This is a genomic window from Bryocella sp. (genome assembly GCF_058498515.1).
Window position 1 is genome coordinate 1 of the sequence record NZ_JBMHYI010000042.1, and the last position, 19,317, is coordinate 19,317.

The 19,317-nt window shown below is 63.6% G+C and carries 11 protein-coding genes; 4 read left to right on the plus strand and 7 right to left on the minus strand.

Features of this window, described 5'->3' with window-relative positions; translation table 11 throughout:
• Positions 1-27: 27 nt before the first annotated feature.
• Positions 28-471 carry an IS200/IS605 family transposase gene (gene tnpA, locus AC5E6W_RS11830; protein WP_491752506.1) on the minus strand — a complete coding sequence of 148 codons (444 nt, stop codon included), beginning with the start codon at positions 469-471 and terminating at the stop codon, positions 28-30.
• Between the two features lie 214 nt (positions 472-685).
• Between tnpA and AC5E6W_RS11835 the strand changes: the two genes are divergently transcribed.
• The 3 genes from AC5E6W_RS11835 to AC5E6W_RS11845 all read left to right on the plus strand — a co-directional run bounded on the left by AC5E6W_RS11835 (position 686) and on the right by AC5E6W_RS11845 (position 3,836).
• Positions 686-2,218, plus strand: coding sequence for a leucyl aminopeptidase (locus AC5E6W_RS11835; RefSeq protein WP_491752507.1), 1,533 nt, complete (start codon positions 686-688; stop codon positions 2,216-2,218).
• Between the two features lie 395 nt (positions 2,219-2,613).
• The gene (locus tag AC5E6W_RS11840; protein WP_491752508.1) at positions 2,614-2,961 is read left to right on the plus strand and encodes a hypothetical protein; all 348 of its coding nucleotides are present in this window, start codon (positions 2,614-2,616) and stop codon (positions 2,959-2,961) included.
• Between the two features lie 179 nt (positions 2,962-3,140).
• Entirely contained in the window at positions 3,141-3,836 is a 696-nt protein-coding gene (locus AC5E6W_RS11845) for an SIR2 family NAD-dependent protein deacylase (protein WP_491752509.1), read from the plus strand.
• Between the two features lie 12 nt (positions 3,837-3,848).
• Here AC5E6W_RS11845 and AC5E6W_RS11850 read toward each other — a convergent pair whose 3' ends face one another.
• From AC5E6W_RS11850 to AC5E6W_RS11860, 3 genes are all read right to left on the minus strand, one after another.
• Positions 3,849-4,391 carry a hypothetical protein gene (locus AC5E6W_RS11850; protein ID WP_491752510.1) on the minus strand — a complete coding sequence of 181 codons (543 nt, stop codon included), beginning with the start codon at positions 4,389-4,391 and terminating at the stop codon, positions 3,849-3,851.
• 87 nt (positions 4,392-4,478) lie between these two features.
• Positions 4,479-6,521: an arginine--tRNA ligase gene (locus tag AC5E6W_RS11855; protein ID WP_491752511.1), complete on the minus strand. Its 2,043-nt coding sequence runs from the start codon at positions 6,519-6,521 to the stop codon at positions 4,479-4,481.
• Between the two features lie 92 nt (positions 6,522-6,613).
• Positions 6,614-7,723, minus strand: a complete 1,110-nt coding sequence (locus AC5E6W_RS11860) for a lysylphosphatidylglycerol synthase transmembrane domain-containing protein (protein ID WP_491752512.1) — start codon at positions 7,721-7,723, stop codon at positions 6,614-6,616.
• 212 nt (positions 7,724-7,935) lie between these two features.
• Here AC5E6W_RS11860 and AC5E6W_RS11865 point away from each other — a divergent pair, with 212 nt between their 5' ends.
• Positions 7,936-9,453 carry a hypothetical protein gene (locus tag AC5E6W_RS11865; RefSeq protein WP_491752513.1) on the plus strand — a complete coding sequence of 506 codons (1,518 nt, stop codon included), beginning with the start codon at positions 7,936-7,938 and terminating at the stop codon, positions 9,451-9,453.
• Between the two features lie 34 nt (positions 9,454-9,487).
• On the opposite strand, the gene AC5E6W_RS11870 is transcribed toward AC5E6W_RS11865, so the two are convergent.
• The 3 genes from AC5E6W_RS11870 to AC5E6W_RS11880 all read right to left on the minus strand — a co-directional run bounded on the left by AC5E6W_RS11870 (position 9,488) and on the right by AC5E6W_RS11880 (position 19,185).
• A complete protein-coding gene (locus AC5E6W_RS11870; RefSeq protein ID WP_491752514.1) occupies positions 9,488-11,500 on the minus strand; it encodes a DUF3858 domain-containing protein in 2,013 nt (670 codons plus the stop codon).
• A 171-nt stretch (positions 11,501-11,671) separates the two neighbouring features.
• The gene (locus AC5E6W_RS11875; RefSeq protein ID WP_491752515.1) at positions 11,672-13,663 is read right to left on the minus strand and encodes a DUF3857 domain-containing transglutaminase family protein; all 1,992 of its coding nucleotides are present in this window, start codon (positions 13,661-13,663) and stop codon (positions 11,672-11,674) included.
• Positions 13,664-13,971: 308 nt separating this feature from the next.
• Positions 13,972-19,185 (minus strand): cellulose synthase subunit BcsC-related outer membrane protein, encoded by a 5,214-nt coding sequence (locus tag AC5E6W_RS11880; protein WP_491752516.1) that lies wholly within the window; start codon positions 19,183-19,185, stop codon positions 13,972-13,974.
• Positions 19,186-19,317: the final 132 nt, after the last annotated feature.

Below are 19,317 nucleotides of genomic sequence, written 5' to 3' on the forward strand. Positions count from 1 at the left end.
CTGCAAGGCTTCCGGCTGAGAGCCGGCTTAAGGCTCGGTGGGCGCGGTGATCTTGAAGTTCTCTCCCGGATCGTCCCACTGCTGATTTTCGATGTACCGCCGGATGGTGTCCTCGTCCACCGCGCCCACGCTCGCGCAGAAGTACCCGCGGGCCCACAGGTGCTGGCCCCAATAGCGCTTCTTCAACTGCGGAAACTCGTCCTGCAGCATGCGGCTCGATCGGCCCTTCAGATACTGCACCAGCTTCGCAGGAGCCAGCTGCGGCGGAACGCTCACCAGCATGTGAATGTGGTCCGGAGACACCGAACCCTGCACGATTACAACGTCCCGTCCCTGGCATATCTGCCGCAGCAGATCACGGGTGCGAACCGCGACCTCGCCACGCAGCACCTTATAACGGTACTTCGTCACCCAGATCACGTGGTACTTGATGTCCCACACGGAATGCGCGTTCTTGCGATACTCCACCATCTCTTCCAGTATCCAGCAAGACGCTGAAAGCACACCGCCTAAAGGCGGTGGGTTTAGACCGGGTGATGGAGACTAAACCACTCCCAGCTCCAGACTCCAGACTCAATCAGCCTTACTCCTCCGCTCCTCCACCAAATCTCATTTCGACCCCGCCAGACCCGCCACCCTTCACCCCATCAAACCCGCACGCACACCCCGGCGTTACCATGAAGAGGTGAACGCCAGCCTCCGTTTCCAAAACCCCGCCGACTTCGCCGCCCCGCTCCTCGCCGTCTTCGCCGTCGACTCCGCCTCCGGCAAGGAAGACCCGGCCCCCCAGCTGCTGACCACCTCCCAGCCCATCCTCGCCGCCGCCGCTCCTTGGGTTCAGGGAGCGCTCGCTGAGTTCAAGGCCACCCTCGGCGAAACCCTGCTCCTGCACAAGCCCGCAGGCCTCGCCGCCGAGCGCCTCCTCGTCATCGGCCTCGGCAAAGCCTCCGCGCTCACCGCCGACTCCCTCCGCAAGGGTGCCGGCGTCGCCATCCGCTTCGCCAAGCCCCGCTCCCTCCGCGACATCGCCATCGCAGCCCCCGAGTTCTCCTCGTCGGCCACCGTCCCCGCCGGTCTCGCCACCCGAGCCCTCGCCGAAGGCGCTCTCCTCGCCGACTTCGACATCGACTTCTATCGCTCCGATCGCAAGGATCTCAGCGTCGATCTCGTCACCCTCCTCTCCACCGAGACCGACGAGGAGCAGCGCCGCTGGATCAAAACGGGCTTCGACCAGGGCAACATCTATGGCGTCAGCCAGAACTTCGCCCGCACCCTCGTCAACGAGCCCGGCAACATCCTCACCCCCACCGAGCTAGGCCGCCGCGCCAAGGCCATGTCCGACGAAGTCGGCCTTTCCTGCGAGGTCTTCGGCATCGACAAGATCCTCGAGCTCAAGATGGGAGCCTTCGCCGCCGTCACCCAAGGCTCCGAGCAGCCGCCTGCCCTCATCGTCCTCAAGTACGAGCCGCCCACAGCCCCCGCGGAAGGCGCACCCGTCTTCGGCCTCGTCGGCAAGGGCATCACGTTCGACACCGGCGGCATCTCCATCAAGCCCGCCGAAAACATGGACAAGATGAAGTACGACATGGGCGGCGCCGCGGCCATGCTGGGAGCGATGCGCTCCATCGCTCTGCTCAAACCCGCCGTCCGCGTCATCAGCGTCATCTGCTCCTGCGAGAACATGCCCGACGGCAAAGCCTTCAAACCCGGCGACGTTATCACCGCCATGTCCGGTAAGACCATCGAGATCATGAACACCGACGCCGAAGGCCGCCTCGTGCTCGCCGACGGCCTCCACTACGCGCAAACCCTCGGGGCCACCCACCTCGTCAACGCCGCCACCCTCACCGGAGCCATCGGCGTCGCGCTCGGCCTGCTCAACGCCGGCCTCTTCTCCAACGACGACGAAACCGCCCAGCGCTTCCTCGACATCACCCCTACCACCGGCGAAAAGTACTGGCGCATGCCCTGCACCGACGACTACCGCGACCAGATCAAGAGCCAGATCGCCGACATCATGAACACCGGCGGCAGCCGCTACGGCGGAGCCATCACAGCCGCCATGTTCCTCAAGGAATTCGTCGAAGGCGCGAAATGGATCCACCTCGACATCGCCGGAACCGCCTGGATGGACGACCAGAAACCCTGGCAATCCAAAGGCCCCACCGGCATCGCCGTCCGCTCCATCGCCGAATGGGTCCGCAACTACGCGAAATAACAACTCTCCGGGTGCCCCACGTCTCGCCTCTGAGACGTGGGTCCCCACGGAGGTTGTCAAAACTCGCAGCTCCAAGCTCCAACCTCAAAACTCGATCACGATCTTCTTCGCTACGATCCTGCCGGGTGCCCCATATCTCGAAGAGATGTGGGCCCGCAGAACGCCGACGCGTAGGGCTCGTCATCCTGAGCAGCCGAAGAACCCCGAAGGGGCTTATTCGGCCTCAACCCTCCGGCCATTTCTGGATCTTGCCCTTCTTGGTTGTCATCCCCGAAGGGGATCTGCTTCTGCCTTTGCCCTTGCAGTTAGCCCACCTGCGCCCTGACATCGCTCGCGTACACTCGCCGCATGCCCATCCCCGTCGAAACCGTCCAAGCCATACTCCAGTCCTAGCCATGCCCGAACCACCCAATCCTCAATGGCCCGAAGCCATCGCCACCGTCACCGCCTGCCGGTACGACGCCGGAGCCGGCCGCGCCATGGCCTTCGGTCTGCCCTCCCGCCACTTCCAGATCACCTATAACTACTGGGCCGCCGGAGAGCTTCACACCGCCGAGTTCGCCTCCGACAAAGCCATCCCGCAAAACACCCTCTTTCCCATCCGCTACAACCCCGAAGCGCCGCGCCAGAACACCCATACCGCCGCCGCCGCATCGCCGCGAAGCCCCATCCTCGTCATAGGCCTCATTGGATCGATCCTCCTGTCCCTCGTGTGGTTCCTGCTCCTCCGCGGATGTCACTGATCCCCTCTTGACACCCCCAATACAATGAAGACAGAGCAAACAACCACCGCCCGGCCCAGCCGGGCGTTCGCATTTCCCGGACAACGGAGAACGGACCACGGAGAACCTCCCTACTGAGGTCCACCCCTAAAGTATCTCGAATGAACACTTGAGCAAAAAGGGGGGAGGGGGGTACCACCATGCGCTTCAACGAAACCGACCGTCTCTTCGTCCTCACCGGCGCAGGAATCTCCGCCGAGTCCGGCCTCGCCACCTTCCGCGCGTCCGACGGCTTGTGGATGAACCACCGCGTCGAAGACGTAGCCACCCCCGAAGCCTGGGACCGCGACCCCGCCCTCGTCTGGCGCTTTTACTCCCAGCGCCGCCGCGACGCCGTCGCCGCCCAACCCAACGCCGCCCACCGCGCCCTCGCCGAACTCGAGCGGCGCATGACCAACCGCTTCTACCTCTGCACCCAGAACGTCGACGACCTCCACGAACGCGCCGGCTCGAAGCACCTCCACCACATGCACGGCCAGCTCTTCGAGTCCCGTTGCGTCGACTGCAACCAGCCCTTCCCCGACACCAACCTCTACGAAGACGCGACCGCTCTACCCACCTGCGACCATTGCGGCAGCGCCATCCGCCCCCACATCGTCTGGTTCGGCGAGATCCCCCTCGACCTCGACGCCATCTACGCCGAGCTCGACCGCGCCACCCACCTGCTGGTCATCGGAACCTCCGGCAACGTCTACCCCGCCGCCGGCTTCGTCTCGGTAGCCAGACGGAAGAAGGCCCAAACCATCTACATCGGCCCCGAAGAACCCCTGAACGCCGCCAGCTTCGACGAAATCCTCCTCGGCACCGCAACCGAGATCGTTCCTAAGCTGCTATAGCTGGCCTGCGAGCTACTTCCGATCGATCGGCCCACCCTTGAAGTCAGTCACCACCGGGAACCCATCACCGATCCCCTTACCCAGCACCGCCAGGCAGAAGCGATGCACACGCTCGCGCGCCTTCTTATCCAGCCCGGCGTCCAGTGGACCGGCAGCATCGCGCACCGTCACCATCACGCCCTGCGCGTGATAGATCCCCGAGTCCGCGCCCGACGGAACCGTGAAGGCAAAGTGATACACCTTGCCCCACTGTGCATCGCGCGAGCCCGCGCCGCCGCCGCCAATCGCACCCGAGCCCGGCAGAGGAAGATCGCTCTCTTTCATCGCACCGCGCGAGCGCAACTGCAGGTCGGCATAGACCGACTGCGCCTCATCCGCGCCGTCGAGCGTCAGCGAGTAGTGCACGACATCGCCCGCCTTCACCGCCGGGCAATGACCATCGCCGCGAACCTCGACGCCACTCGGCGCTGGCGCCGGTCCCGCATCCGGAGTCTGGGCCACGCCGCCAACCCCAAGCACCAACGCCACACCTGCCGTCATCACTGCTTGCCGCATCGCACCCTCGTTCCGGGAGAATCAGGAAGGACAACAGCCTACCGCACGCCCTGTGCACCACTGTGGAAAGGGTGGAGAAAACCACCCCTACATCGCGCTCGGAACGCCGATCCCCAGCCAGCCAAGCACCCGCACCAGCTCGCGCCGGGCCACCGCCGCCGTCGCCAGCAGCAGCGTCTTGCGCGCCTCATCCGTCTCCGTCAGGATGTGGTGCCGATGGTAGAAGTTATTGAACTGCTGCGCCAATTGGAACGCATACCGCGCCAGGATCGCAGGCTCCGCCGCCGCGATGGCCTGCTCCAGCACCGTGGAGAGCCGCGACGCCGACAGCCACACCTCCCACACACTCGTCCCTTCTTCGGTCGTGAGCAGTGAGGCGAAGTCGCCGGTCTGCACGGCCGCAAGCGCGGTCTCGGCCTCGACGCCAGCCTTGCGGAAGATGTTCGCTGCACGCACCGCCGCATACTGCGCATAAGGGCCGGTCTCGCCATCGAAGCTCAACGCATCCTTGAAGTCGAAGGCAATGAGCGTGGTGCGCGTGAAGCGAAGCAGGAAGAACCGCAGCGCGCCGACACCAATCGTCTTCGCAATCTCCGCGCGCTCCGTCTCCTCGAGCTCAGGATGCCGATTGTCCACTTCGGTGCGAGCCGCTGCAATCATGCGGTCGATGAGATCATCAGCCTTCACGCCGAAGCCCTTGCGCCCGCTCACCTCGATAAAGTTCTTCGCCTGCTCTTCCTCGGTCAGCGTGTAGCCAAGCTCTTCCGCCGTGCGTGCGGTGAGGCCCACGAAGGCGTAGTTCAGGTGCGTGTAGCGCTCACTTGCCGCCTCATAGCCAAGCCCGCGCAGCGCTTCCTTCACCTGCGCCTGCGGATCGTCCTGGCGCGAGTCGATGACGTTGTAGATCGCATCCGCGTGCCCGAAGCCCTTACCATCCGGCAGCTGCCCCGTAGGCTTATCCGTCGAGGTCCAGCACATATGCGTCGCGTACTCATGGAACGGAGCGTAGAAGAAGTCCTTCCCCAACAGCCCGAACTTCCATAGGTGATACGCAATGTCCTTGCCCACATACGTCACCGTTCCGCTCGACCGCACCAGGATCTTCGCATCCTCATCCGGTCCCTGCGCCGCTTCAAGCTCCGCATTGACCTCCGGCCCCGGGCCTTCGGCAATCCCCGCCGGCACAACGCCCGCGCGGCGCATCACCCAGCAGCCCTTGTTCTTGCCTTCGCTCTCGAAGTACAGCACGCCCTTCGCGATCATCAGCTCGCGCGCCGTGTTCCAGAAGTCGAGGTGCAGGATCTCACTCTCCCGCGGAAGGAAGTCGTACTCGATGCCCAGCCGCTCCATCGTCTCGAGATGCCTGCGCAACACGCCCGTCGCAATCAGATCGGCAATCGTAGCCGTGTCGTTGTTGCCTTCTTCGATCTTGTGCAGCGTCTCCAGCCGCAGCTTCTTGCGCTCAGGGGCAAGCGCCGAATCGGAGTCGTACCACTGCGACACGTGCGCATAGAGGTCCCAGCACGCATAGTCCAGTCGCTGGTTGCTCTCGAACAGCTCCTCCATCCACTCGTTCACGCGATCGAGGTCCATGCCCTCAAGCACAGTGACGGCCACAACAATGTCCGCGACCTGCACGCCCGTGTTGTCGATGTAGTTCTGAACGCCGATCTCCCAACCCCGCTTGTACTCGTCGCGCCTCAGCATGCGTGCGAAGCTGTCGCCGAGGATCGCGTTGCGCAGGTGGCCCACGTGCGCGGCCTTGTTGGGATTGATACTGGTGTGCTCGACGAGCCGGAACCCGCCACCGCCAACGGCCGCATGTTCATCGGCAGCCATGCGCCGTACAACATCCCCGCGATCGAGCTTCAGGTTGAGATACCCCGCGCCCGCAACGTCAACGCTCGCCACGCCCTCAATCTCGGAGAGCAGCGGAGCGATCTCCAGCGCGATCACACGCGGAGCTTTCTTCAACCGCTTGGCGAGTTCGAAGGCAATAGGCAGCGCCATCTCGCCGAACTCGATCTTGGGTGGCAGCTCGACGGCCAGCGCCGCCAGCTCCACGCCATAGCGCTCTACGAGAAGCGACTGAATCTTCGTCTGAATACTTTGTTGCAGCTTGCGATACATACATTCTCTCGACAGCGGGCATCATGTACGGAGATCTCCGTAAGCCGCGCCGTTCTTCATTACTAACTATTCAATGATCACTATTCACTGCCTTAAGGCAGCGTTCCCGGCAGCGTCTCAATCTCTTCGAGCAGCGGCTTGCGTCGAGCCTGATGCACGCGGTTTGCGAAGAACATGCCTCCACCCACAGCCGTAATTACCACGATGAGCCATAGATGCACCAGCGGAGCATACAGCGCTGCGGCCTCCGGCGTTGCTCCATGCCGCGTCATCGCATCCTTGCACGCCAGCTCGAATGGCCCAATCCCGCCAGGCGAGCTTGGAATCAGGAACGATAAGTTCGCCTCCGCCGTCGCCTGCCATGGCCCCACCACATCCGTGTGCAGGCCGATAGCTTTCGCCAACGCGACATACATGAAGCACTCGAAGGCCCACGCGATAAAGCTGTAGACCACCAGCATCAGCGAGCCGACGACGCCAATCTGCCGCATGCAATCGATGGCCAGCAGCAGCCAGTGCTCCAGCTTCTTCAGCAGCTTGTTCTGCGTGTTCGCAAAGATCTTCTCCAGCAGCGGCTCAATCACACGCGCGCCAAAGACCATCACCAGCAGGCCCACGGTCGAAAGGATCATGCCGCCTTCGGCCAGCGTCCGCATGTGGCCGGAGACGCCGCCGCCAAACTGCAGCGTGCCCACGAATAGCACCGCCAGCGAGAACACATCCAGCAGCTTCTCCAGGATGACCGTGCTCAGTACCATCGACGGCGTCGCGTTCACATCCTCCGCATAGCTGAAGATGCGCATCACGTCGCCGATGCGCAAGGGAAGCACATTGTTGGCGGCCAGCGACGTCATGAAGACGCGAGCGCACACGCTAAACTTGGCTCCCGTGCTCTTCAGCATCGCGTAGCTACGATAACAACGCGTGCCATAGCCCAGCACGCTGAACACCAGCACGCCCAGAAGCCACACAGGAGCCACCAGCCGCAGCTGGTGAAAGGTCTCGGCATCGAACCCACGCTTTCCGTTCGGGCCGATGCGGATATAGGTCCACCAGATGAATCCGGCGCTGATCGCAAGCCCGGGGAGCATCTTGAATAGGTTCAGCCGGCTCTCTCGCGTCAACGCCCGCACTCCGAAGCGCTGCTGAACCGCATGGCGCTGCTGGTGGGTATCCGAAGGAACGACGCGCTGTTTGAGCAAATCGGCATAGGTCTCAACCTCGCCTATTGTATCGTCTCGTCGAGCCAACGGCGGGGACTGCGCCTGGTGTCCGTGCAACGCGTAGAGTGGTGGAGATGGCGGTTCTCCTCGCTGCAAAGCCTACCAACCGTTCGCACAGCGCGGCCTCACATCCGTCGTCGCAGGCGCCTTGGTCCCGGACTCGATGGACCGCGGTCATCGCCGCATTGACAATGCTTTCCTTCGCCGTCGCCGGCTGGCATCCCTACGCCGAAGATGGTGGCATGTACCTGACACGCGTGCTGCTGCGGGTCGACTCTACACTCTATCCTCACTATCGCGACTTCATCGTTGAGCCCCTGCGCACCTCGCTGTTCGAGCCGCTGCTCGCAGACCTCGTTCGCCTGCACGTGCCGCTCCCCTGGAGCCTGCTGGCGCTGGACATCGCCACGCTCGCACTCACGCTCACCGCAGGCCTGGCGCTGCTGCGACGCATCACCGCAGATCAGCGAGCGCAACTCACCGGCGTTGCCCTGCTTGCGACTTGGGCCACGCTGCCCGTCGCCGGCACGTCGCTGCTGCTCATCGATCCCTATCTCACCGCGCGCAGCTTCTGTGCGCCCTTCGCGCTCTTCGCAGTAGCGCTTGCCCTGGATCCAGCGCATCCGATGGATCAACTAGCCCCGTGGCGTCTGCAAAGCACAAAGCGCTCTGCCTGGCTCTGCGCGTTATCGCTCGCGGTGGCGTTCGGCTTTCATCCGCTGATGGCCGCGTATGCCCTAGGACTCGTAATCATGTTGCGGCTCGTGCGTCGGCCTCGTGCCGCCTTGAGCATGACGGTCACAGCCGGCATTGCCCTGCTCGCGGCCATTGCCCTGCAGCTCACCGCGGGCCACGCTTCTGCGGCGGCGCGTGCGGTGGATGCCAGCCGCTACTACTGGTTCCTCTCGCAATGGCACGGGTACGAGCTTGTCGGGATTGCCGCCCCCGCGCTCATCCTGGCAGCGTTCGCAACGCTTCGCCCGAGCGGATTCAAACCCGCAACCGCTCTCCTCGCCCGCGCCACGCTGGCTCTGTTGGCTTGTGCGCTTGCCGTCGAACTCTGCTGCGCGCAGGAACACTTCGCGTCCCATCCCGTGGCGCGCCTGCAGCCGCTGCGAGTGCTCTGGATCGTGTATGCCCTGCTGCCCCTGCTGCTTGGAGCTGGAGCTGTTCTGGCGGCAGAGGCCAAAGCCTCACGGCAGGAGTCTGCCATCGCCCGCAAGACACTGCGGACCCTTCCGTTCGGCCTCGTCCTGCTGTCGGCGGCCATCTTCTTCGTCGCGCAGCGGGCGACCTTCCCCGGCTCGCCCCATGTTGAGTTTCCCGGGCGCGACAACCCTAACCCCTGGGTGCAAGCCTTCCTCTGGTCGCGAAACCATACGCCCCCGGACGCGCTCTTCGCGCTCGACGCACGCTACGTGAATGCCAATGGCGAAGACGCGCAGAACTTCCGCGCCATCAGCCTGCACAGCTCGCTGCCCGACTTCTCGAAGGACGGCGGCGAGGCTGCAAACCAGCCTTCGCTTGCGCCGCTATGGCTTCCCGCAGCGGAAGCCCAGCGCGACCTGAGCCGCCTGACACCAGTGCAGCGTGAGGAAAGGCTGCGGCCCTTCGCTCCCGACTGGCTGGTGCTAAGCTCCAGCGCGCAAACTGCCGCTCCCTGCCCCTACGACAACGGCACGGTGAAGGTTTGCCGCTTTCGTCCATGACGTCCATGCTGACGCGCAACAGACCATCTCAGCCTTACTGCGATTTGCCCGCGGGCGCTGCCGGTGTCGTGGAGGAGGCATTCTGCGGCGCTGGCTTCAATACGACGCTCTCCTGGTCTTTGGCCTCGAACTGCGAGTAGAACGTGCGCAGCTTGGGATAATCCGCAGGAAGCACCAGGATGCTGTTCAGGGCCATATCCCGGCGCGTCGTGAACTGGTTGGGGCCGGAGGTAATGTTCAAAACATAGCCGCCCTCATCGGCCATGGTGAACTTGGTGCCCTCCGGCAGCGCCTCCGGAGTGAGCGTCGGCGGAAGATTGATGCGCAGAGCATCGCGGGTGACCGAAGCGTAATGGAAGTACACCGCGGCCTCACGCTTCTCGTGCGGGAACGTCGCCGAGCTGCCCACCGTGAACAGGTCGACCGGAAGCACCACGCGCTTCCCGGTCATCGTTCCAAGCGAGCCCGTGGTGGTGAACTTGACCGCCAGCGGCTTCTCATAGTCGTCCATCGGCGAGATGGTGGCGACCTTCACCTCCAGGGTCTTCGGCAGCATCTCCTGCAGTGAATCCTCCAGCTGCTTGCGGACGCTCTCGTCATCGCCGCGAAGCGCTGCCTGACGCCAATGCACCCCCGGTTCTCCGCTGAAGGTCAGGTTGATCGAACCAGTCACGGCGCCGCTCTCATCCATAGTCAGGTTCGCGACACGCTGGACCGAGTTCGCCGGATAGGCGTCGCCCGGGGTCGTGGTCCAGTCAGTGCCTCCCTCGGTCTGACGCAGCGCCAGAGGCAGAAAGGTATGCTGCCAGGCGAGCCGGCCATAAGGCTCATAACGCGAGCCCGGGTCGAAGAAAACATCCTTCCCGTCGACCTTGACCACCGCGACCAGGTCATCGAACTGCGACGTGCTGAGCCAGCCCTTGGTCACCAGCTCGATGGACCTGTCCGGTACCCACACGGCGTAAGCTTGCAGTCCCGCTGCACGCGTCATGCCGATAAAGAGCTCAGTAAGCTGCCACGGCGATCCGCGCTTGTGCGCCAGCACGTCGGACGCATTGTTGGTCTTTCCAACTCCGTTGGCCTTTTCCTCGCGCTCCTCGCGCTCGCGAGTGAAGCTCGTATTCTCGAGCGACATTACCTCGGCATAGATGCGGCGAAGCTTCTCGTCATCCGTCTTGGCTCCGGCAACCACTTTCTCCGTCGCGCTACGCAGGTCGCTGTTCGGCCCGGTGAAGCTGTTCACTTTCTTGGACCAGCGCTTGGCCTGGTCCTTCCAGAAGTCATCGCCCGAACGATACTCCGTGAAACTGAACAGCATGCGAAGCGTGTAATAGCGCGTCGGAGGCATGAACTCCTCCTTCGGGATAGGCGGCACGTCGGCCACCGTAAGTTCATATTGGTGGCCTCCTCCAGGCAGATCACGGTGCTGGAAGTTGTCTTGATTTCGCAGGATGGGAAACCACGCGATGGAGTTGATGTGGGCGCCATTCTCTCCGTCCACCAGATCCTTCGACGTCGGATACCAGGCATAGTGCGCCTTCTTCACGAACAGATCGCCCTGCAGCATCCAGTGCGGCGATTCGTAGGAGCTATCGTTGATGCGCGTCGCATAGCGGTATTCGATGATGCTTCCTACCTCGACATCTGGCAGCGTAAAGACCTTCTCCTGCAGCTTGTAATTCTTCGTGCTCTCCATCACCTTCAGGTAGGGCTTGCCGGTGAAAGGGATGATCGTGCCATCAGGATGGATGGTCCGGCCCATGATGCTGTCGGCCGTCTTGTCATCACCCTCGTAGTAGAACCCCGACTCGCGCGAGCTGACATACGCCAGTTCGACGTTGGCGTACTTCTTGCCTTCTTCCGTCAGGACCTTGATGCGTTCGTAGTGCTGCACGACATGCAGGTCGTCCTTGGTCACCTCTTCCCGGAAGAGCACGACCGCAGGTGCGTTCGGATAGTCCGGCAGCGACTTCATCTCTAGCTCTTCCTTCGTCGGGGCCGTAAAGTTGTCGGCGAAGGCAGCGGGCGCAAGAACGGCAAGCATCATCCCCGCGCAGAATACGAGGCCGGCCCGGCTCACTCCGGTCCTTCCGCCCCGACGCCCTGCCTTGTTGTTGCGTTGATCCCTGGCTGCATGCGTGGACGCTGCGTACATTGTTCCCACTCCTTCTCTACTGAACTGCGTTGGCACGATGCTCTGGCCAGCGGCCATCTGCGACTAATGCGACCGCTTCAACACCGCTCGACTATCTTCATCCGCTGCGATGATCCCGGAGAGCTTGCGAAGGTCGTCGTACTTCTCCGCCGGCACCTGCACCTGGCGCACCGTGTACGTGCGCGCATAGTGCAGCACACGTCCGTTGAGCACGGTCTTGCTCTCGTAGCTGGCAAAGCCAAAGTCGGCCTTGACCGGGTCCGGCAGCTCATCGACCGCATACCCTTCCGGCAGCTCAATGTCGAAGCTATCGCTCGCCTGCATCGCCGTTCCCAGGTCGATGGGCACCGTGCGGGCCTTGCGATCGACACCCGGCGCATACTCGCCAAAGACCCGCGGCCGCACCATCAGCAGCGGTCCTGTGGTGGTAGCAAAGTGCGTCGCCGTCAGCTGGAAGCTCGTCGTGAGGTCCTTGTCCAGTGCGTCGACGTTCTCAAACTTGAGCTCCGTGAGCGATGCCGCCGCAAAGTCGTGAGCGACAGTGCGGTCCATGTACTGCTGCTGCTTGGCGCCCTCGTTGTGGGTCACCGCTTGTCGGCGGTTGGAGGCGATGTCGCCGAAGCGCCGGTCCGTCACCTGCCCCTTCAGCGTGCCGTCCGGCGCCAGCGTGAAGCTGGCCGTCCGGCGGATCGTGTTGAACTCCGGGTCGACCACTGGGATCTGCACCAGCTCGCTGTTCTTGCCTTCGACGATGAGACCGTAGCTCCCCTGCAGGTCGTCCTCCACCTGCCCGAAGGGCGTATCCGACCAGGTGGGATCGAAGATGAGGTATCGCTTGCCGGACTTCGCCGTCACGACACTGTGCAGCTTGGGCGACTCATAGCCCGCCGGAACTTCGATGGCCGCAATTGCATGGTTTCCCCATCGCGAAGGGTTCTGCGGGTTCACCGCGCCACGGTGCGTATCCACCAGCACGATGTCGCTCTTCATCCCCACGCTCGTGAGCATTGAGCCCAGCAGCGTGGCCTTATCCTTGCAGTCGCCGTAGCGGCCCTTGTAGATATCCGAGGCGAAGTGTGGCTGGTCCCCGCCGATGCCCATCTCGATGACGAAGTAGCGAATCTGCTTCTGCACGAACTCCCCGATGGCTTCCGCCTTGTCGTAGAAGTCCGTCTTGCCCGCGATCAACGACTGCGCCTTCGCGGTGATGTCCGCATTCGGCTGCATGCGGTCGCGAGAAAGCCCCTCGTACCATAGGCCCACACCCTGCCAGGTGCCATCCTGCGGCTCCGCCAGCCCCGGGCCCGAGTAGTGCACCGTCATGCGCGCTGCCAGTGCGGAGGTCGAAGGCGACATCGGAACATCGTCCAGGTCGATCCCCGCGACATCCTTCATCTCCCAGCGGTAGCCCTTGCCTTCAAGGTCCGCTGCATCCACCTTCGTATGGTTCGCCCACGTGGTGTTGTAGCTATACCCCGCCGGAAGCACCAGCGTGAACTGCTGCCGCACACGCGGCAGCTCATCCTGGAAGACCCAGTTGGTCTCGGCGACGTAGGGATGCTCGCGCTCCTCGTACTCGTAGGCCACAATGCCGCCGGGATCGCGGCCCGGAGGGTCGGCAACCTTCGCGCGCTCGTCGTCGTAAAGCTGGCCGCCCTCGCCTGGGTGGCCAATCTCGGAAATCTCGTTGTCCTTGAGCGAGTACTCGTGGCCGGCCGCATCGATGCTCCACACATGCATCGAGAGCACCTTGGAATCCTTGTCGAAGTACACGATCGGATAGCCATAGTCGCGTCCCTGAGGACGCAGGATCTTCACCACGCGACGCACGTGCTCGACGGCCTGGCCGTTGGCCCCGACGGTGTACGTCGTGTCTTCGAAAAGCACCACCGCCTTGGTAGTCTTCGGGTAGGAAGGCAGCGTCTGCTTCGCCGCCTCGCGCACCCAGTCCGGTACCGGCGCCGGTGAGCCGAAGATGCCACGCGCCCAGGCCGCCGGCGCACCCGCCGCCATGACCGCCACCGCCCAGACAAGGACTGTTGCCGCCTGCCTCATTGCTCTGTCCCCGACCGTCATACGACGGCAACACTGCTCTGCACGGGCCCGCTCCATCTCCGGCATCTCCTCCCACCGCAGACAAGCCAAATGCCATGAAAGAGCTCCACACGGAGCTCAGGACAGCGTCACTGGAACTGGGGTGTTGCAAGGGTTATACCGTTGAGCCTGCATCTTGACAAGATGCAGCTGAGGAAATTCCCTCAGACTTTACTGGCGGGATATCAGCCGCTTACGGGAAACGCGAAATAGCCCGCGCGCCGGAAGACGTGCGGGCTATGGATGATCGTCGGAGGTTAGCGAACTCCCTACGGCACACGCAGCGGTCGCAGGCCTTCCACCGGGAAGAGGCCGGTCGGGCCCTGCGGCGTCTCGTACTGCGGACGGAACAAGTACCGCACGAAGAAGCCGCCCTGCACCGTGTTGTAGTTGTTCGTGTTGTTCGCGCTCAGGAAGCCGCCCACGAACCAGTGGTCCGTCACGTGATACGAGAGCTCCGTATCCACCGAGAAATTCAGCCCGGTATTCGCATTGTTCGGCTGGAAGCCGCAGTTGCGGTTGATTACCGCTACCGTGCTGCCCGTGAAGTTCACGCACGCCGTGATGGCCGAAGCCTGCAGCGCCGGATCCAGCGGGAAGTACGTCGCGCTGTTCTCCTGGAAGCTCTGCACACCCACGCTGGCATTGACCACGTAGTGCAGGTTCTGCTGGTAGTGGCCGCGGAAGCTTACCGGCACGCCGGCGAGGAAATACGCGTTGGGTGAGAAGTATCCGCCCAGGCCGTAAGTCTCCGCCCGCTCGTTGTGCTGGAAGTGCATGCCGTAGAACAGGCCGCCAATGTTCAGCGAACCGTACTCCGGCCAATCCTTCACCCGGAAGTACGCTCCGAACGTGCCATCGACCTTGGTGTTGTCCAGCACGTGATAGCCGGTCAGCTTGCCGCCTTCAATGACGCCATAGATGCCCGACTTCTCATTGCCGGCGTCGATGCGGACACCGCCGCTCGACTGCACCACGCCACCCCACACATTGCCGGGATAGATGGTAGAGACCGAAGCGGGGTCGCGCAGGCCAGCATAGGAGAGCTGCGTCTCATCAATGGCATCGCGGCCACCGAAGAACGTGAAGTGACCATTCGCGGGACGCCAGCGTCCACGCCCGATCACATTCGTCACCAGGAACTGGAAAGGAGTCACGCCCACAGCCCCGGCAAAGGTATTCGTCGCGACCTGGACCTCACCGCCCACACCCGCTGCGAATTGCTGCTGCGGATTGTTGGTCGCGCTGCCGAAGAGCGAACCCAGCAGCGGCACATAGGGCGTCAGCGTTCCGCCCTGCGTATCCAGCTGACCGGAGTTCAGAAACACCGGCGTGCCCACGAAGGTGAAGCGCACCGCGTTGTCCAGCACGACCGAGTACTCAAACGGCGCAGTCAGCGCTGCGAGGCGATCGATGCCCGGCGTGCCACTGCGGTAGCGTCCAATCACGCTGCCACCCACCCAGGCGCTGTAGCTGCCTTCAATGCTGGCGAGATCAAGCTCGGTCTGCTGACGCGCCGACAGCGGCGCCGTCGGATCGATGCGCGGATCGTAGTAACCACGCAGCGGCGGGACCTGCTGCATCTGCAGCTGGTAGTCGCTGGGAGGCTGGCCGAGGTTCACCGCTGTGCCCGCAGTCGGCAGACCCGGATTCGTCAGCGGCTCGGACGATCCCGGGTAGACAAGCGGAGGCTGCGGCGCGGTCTGCGGCACCGGAGCGGACTCCCGCGGTGCCGACTCCGCGCTGCTCTGGTGGACGCGACGATGCGAAGCGGTAGAGCCCGTGGCGCTACCTGTGCTCGAAGTCGCGGGAAGCGTTCCGCGCGTGTGCGGTTGAGGATACTGCTGCTGCAGTCCCGAGCCATTACCGTAAGGATTCGCGCTCTGCGAAGGCATACCCTGCGAGCCCTGACCTGGAGCGTACTGCGCACCCGTGATCTTCGCTGCCGGAGCCTGCTCGGCCGGAACGTCATACGTGTCGCTGGGAGGACGGCTGACACCAGTCATCGCGGCATTGCCGGAGGACTGGTTCGCCTTGATCGCCGCCGCGCGCAGAGCTGCCGCATCCATGTCCTGATCCGCAGGCTGCTGCGCGGGCTGCGGGACCTGCGCGTTTGCTGTTCCGGAATTGGTTGATCCAGAAGTCGCCTGCGGAGCCGCCTTGCGGCGAGCCACCGGAGCGTAGTTCACGATCGGCGTGCCATCCGCCGTCGTGCCCTGCTGCGGTGCGACAAAGCGCGCCGAGACCATCTGCGCGTTACCGGCATGGCTGTTGCCGAGGTATGTGAGTCGCGGAGTATCGTCGCCACGATTGGAAGCAAGCTGTACCGCATCTGCGTCGCCGACCACGAAGCGCACGCCTCCGAGAACAGCCGGGTCCATCACCCGCGACTGTGGCGGAAGGTAATCCTTCAGGCGCGGCTGAGCGGAACTCTGGTTCGGAGCATAAGTCGGCGGATTCGCAGGCATCGTTGAGCCCGGCAGCGGACCACCACCATACGGACCCGGAGCATAGTCGCCAGGAACGCTGTTCTTCAACTGCACCGGCGCATTGTTCGAGCCGTTGTAGCTGGGCAGATATGGCTGCGGACGGCTTCCGCCAGGAAGCGTATCGGGCTGGCCGAGCAGCGTCGCGAGATCGGCAGGCTGACCTTCCTTTGCCGGATGAGTCATCACCGGCATCGGTTGATGCAGCTCGCCAGCCAGCTCCATCCCAGGATCGCCCTGGGGCATCAGCTTCAGCGCAGCGCGATAGTACTCGGCCGCGCGGTTCGCGTCGCCACGCTGCGATTCGAACTTGCCTGCGAGGTTCAGCATCTGCGGGTCGCGCGGATACTGCTCGAGTCCGAAGCGCAGCCAGACTTCGGCATCCTTCAGATCGTTCGCCGAAAGCGCGGCTCCTGCGGCTGCCTTGTAGTCATCTGCGCTCGCGGTGGTAAGGTCCTGCGCCCGGAAGATGGTGACCGCTTCCTTCGGCATGCCAGCGGCTGCATAGCCCGTCGCCAGCGCCTTGGTCACGGCCGGATTCCCTGGGAATGCCCGGGCGGCGGCATTCAGGATCGCAATGGCCCGGCGATAGTCTCCACGCTCGGAGGCAGAGTTGGCGCGGCGCACCGCCCACTGCGTCCAGATCGTCTGCACCGTCATGCGCTGGTCGTCGCTAAGATCCTTGCGGCTACCCAGCGCCATCAGCTGCAGGTAAAGTCCACGGTCATCACCGGCGTTGTACTGGATCCACGCGGTCTGGATCGCAATGCTGGGCGGCGGGGCGAGGTGTGAGCTCGCATAGTGCTCTTCCGCGCGATCCAGAAAAGCCTGCGCGGTCTGCGCCTGGCCGGCCCCGGCATAGACGCCCGCAACGATCTCGAGGTAGCTGGGATCCTGCTCCAGCTGCGCACGCGTGGCAGCCGGAATCTGCTGCAGCTCAGCGATGGCATCTGTATCGCGCTTGGTCTCGTGCAGCGCGCTCAGCAGACCCTTCCACGCATCGCTGCTGTCGGGGTTCGCCTGGATCATCGCCTCGTACAGCGGGAAGGCACGAGCAGCGTCGCCATGCTTCAGATAGAGACCCGCGAGCTGAACTTCCGCCGGAACGAATGGCTTCTTGGTCTCCAGCTGCTGCTTGGCCAGGAACTTCTCCAGCAGCGCCTGCGCGAGGTCATCATGCCCCTGCGCCTGAAAGACCGCCGCCGTCGTCGTGACGAAGCCCGGCTCCTGCAGCGCAGCCGAGTAGTTCGAGGCCGGCATCGTCTGGATAGCCTGGAACGCGTCAGCATCGCTGCCCTGCGCATGCAGCGTCTCGACCAGGCCCTCCCACGCAGTCGTGTTGGTCGAATCGCCGGCGAGCACCTGGCGATAGAGCCCTGCAGCCTGATCGTTATGTCCTGCCGCAGCGAGAAGAGACGCGTACTGCATCTCGACATCGGACTTCAACCCGCGCGCCCCCGCCGGAAACGGCAGGTCCAGCGCAGCCTTCAGCACGCGCTGTGCATCGGCATCGCGGCCCATCGCCATGTACACCGAGGCCAGCGTGCGGAGGTAGTCCGGATCATGCATCAGCTCGGTGCGCAGCTTCGCAGGAACGCGCTGATCGGTCGCGAGCGCGTCGCTGTACCTGCCTGCGCCATACTGCGCCATCAGCAGCCCGCGCCACGCGGCACGATCTCCCGGAGCTGCCTTGAGGAATTGCGTATAGACCGGAAGCGCCGCCTGCGGCTGCTGCGCCTTCAGCAGTGTGCCGCCCAGGCCTTCAAGCGCCGTCGGATCGTTCGGACGCATGCTCAGCGCGGACTGGAACTGGGCCTGCGCGGTCTTGAGGTCGTTCTGGTTCAGTGCCGCGGTGGCAGTCTGCATCGTGTAGTAGAAGCGTGAGTCGGTCAGCGCCTTCTCTACTGCGGGATCCTTGAGTCCGCCCTGCTGCGCCTGCTCCAGGTAGCTGATCGCTCCACCGAAGTTCGACTGCTGCATGCGCACATAGCCCATGCCGGCGAGCGCCTGGCGGTTCTGCGGGTTCTTCGCCAGCAGCGCCTTGAAGCGCTCCTCAGCCTCGGAGGTGCGATGGCCATTCAGCGAGGCGAACGCCGCCTTCTCTTCCGCATTGCGTGCGACGACAGCCTGCTGGGCGGCCTTCTCCTCGGGGGTCTGCACACGCGCCGGAGGTCCACTGGGTGATGCCTTGCGAGCCGCGGCCTGCTGCGCCTTCTGCTGCTCCAGCGCGCTCTGCAGCTGCTGGTCGGGATGGTGCGTAAGGTACGCGCGGATGTCGGGAGCGGTGTTGGGATTCTGCGCATCCCAGATCAGCGACTGCCGCAGAGCTTCCTGCGCATCAGCGTCGTTCGGATGCCTGGCCAGCAGCTTGCGGCCTTCCGGACGCGTGCGCGGGTTGTAGGTCAGGATCTTGCCCAGCGCGATCTGATACCGCGAGTCCTGGGGATACTTGTCCACCAGCGCGCGAAGACCTGCAATCGCATGCGGACGGCCTTCCTCGGTCGCAGCCTCGGTCTGGTAGTACGCCAGCGCGGGATCTCCCGGCGGTGGCGTGTTGCCATAGACCTGCCGCATGATGCTCATCGCCTGCGCGTATTGCCCAGCCTGCGCCAGCCGGCCAGCCTCCTGCAACTCCGTGGTGGTGCCACCGGCCGAGTTCACATTGGAGAGCCGCTGCAGGTTCGGATCATTCGGATTGATCGCGCGGATCTGCGCTTCATACTTGGCAGCGTCGTCGCTCTTGCCTTCCAGCTTCGCGGCGCGAGCCATGCCGGCCAGCGCTTCAGTGTTGTTGGGATCGACGTACAGCACCTGCTGCCACAGCTGCTTGGCCATATCCATGCGGCCGCGCACCTCCAGGGTGTGCGCTCGGCCCAGCAACTGCACGGTCGCATTCTGGTCAGCCTGCGCCAACGCTGGATGCGCGGAGTAGGGTAGCGCCAGAGCACACCACAGGAGCCCCAACGCCGGAACTCGAATCGGCCAGATAGTTTTCATCGCCTCATTCGCCCGCCGCAGATCGAAACACGCGACTCAATATGCTTTACCCAAACCACAGGATTCTCGCAGATTACGCTCTTTCCCCGCGATTCTTCCGGGTTTTTTCGGGTTTTACCGAGAACAACCCCA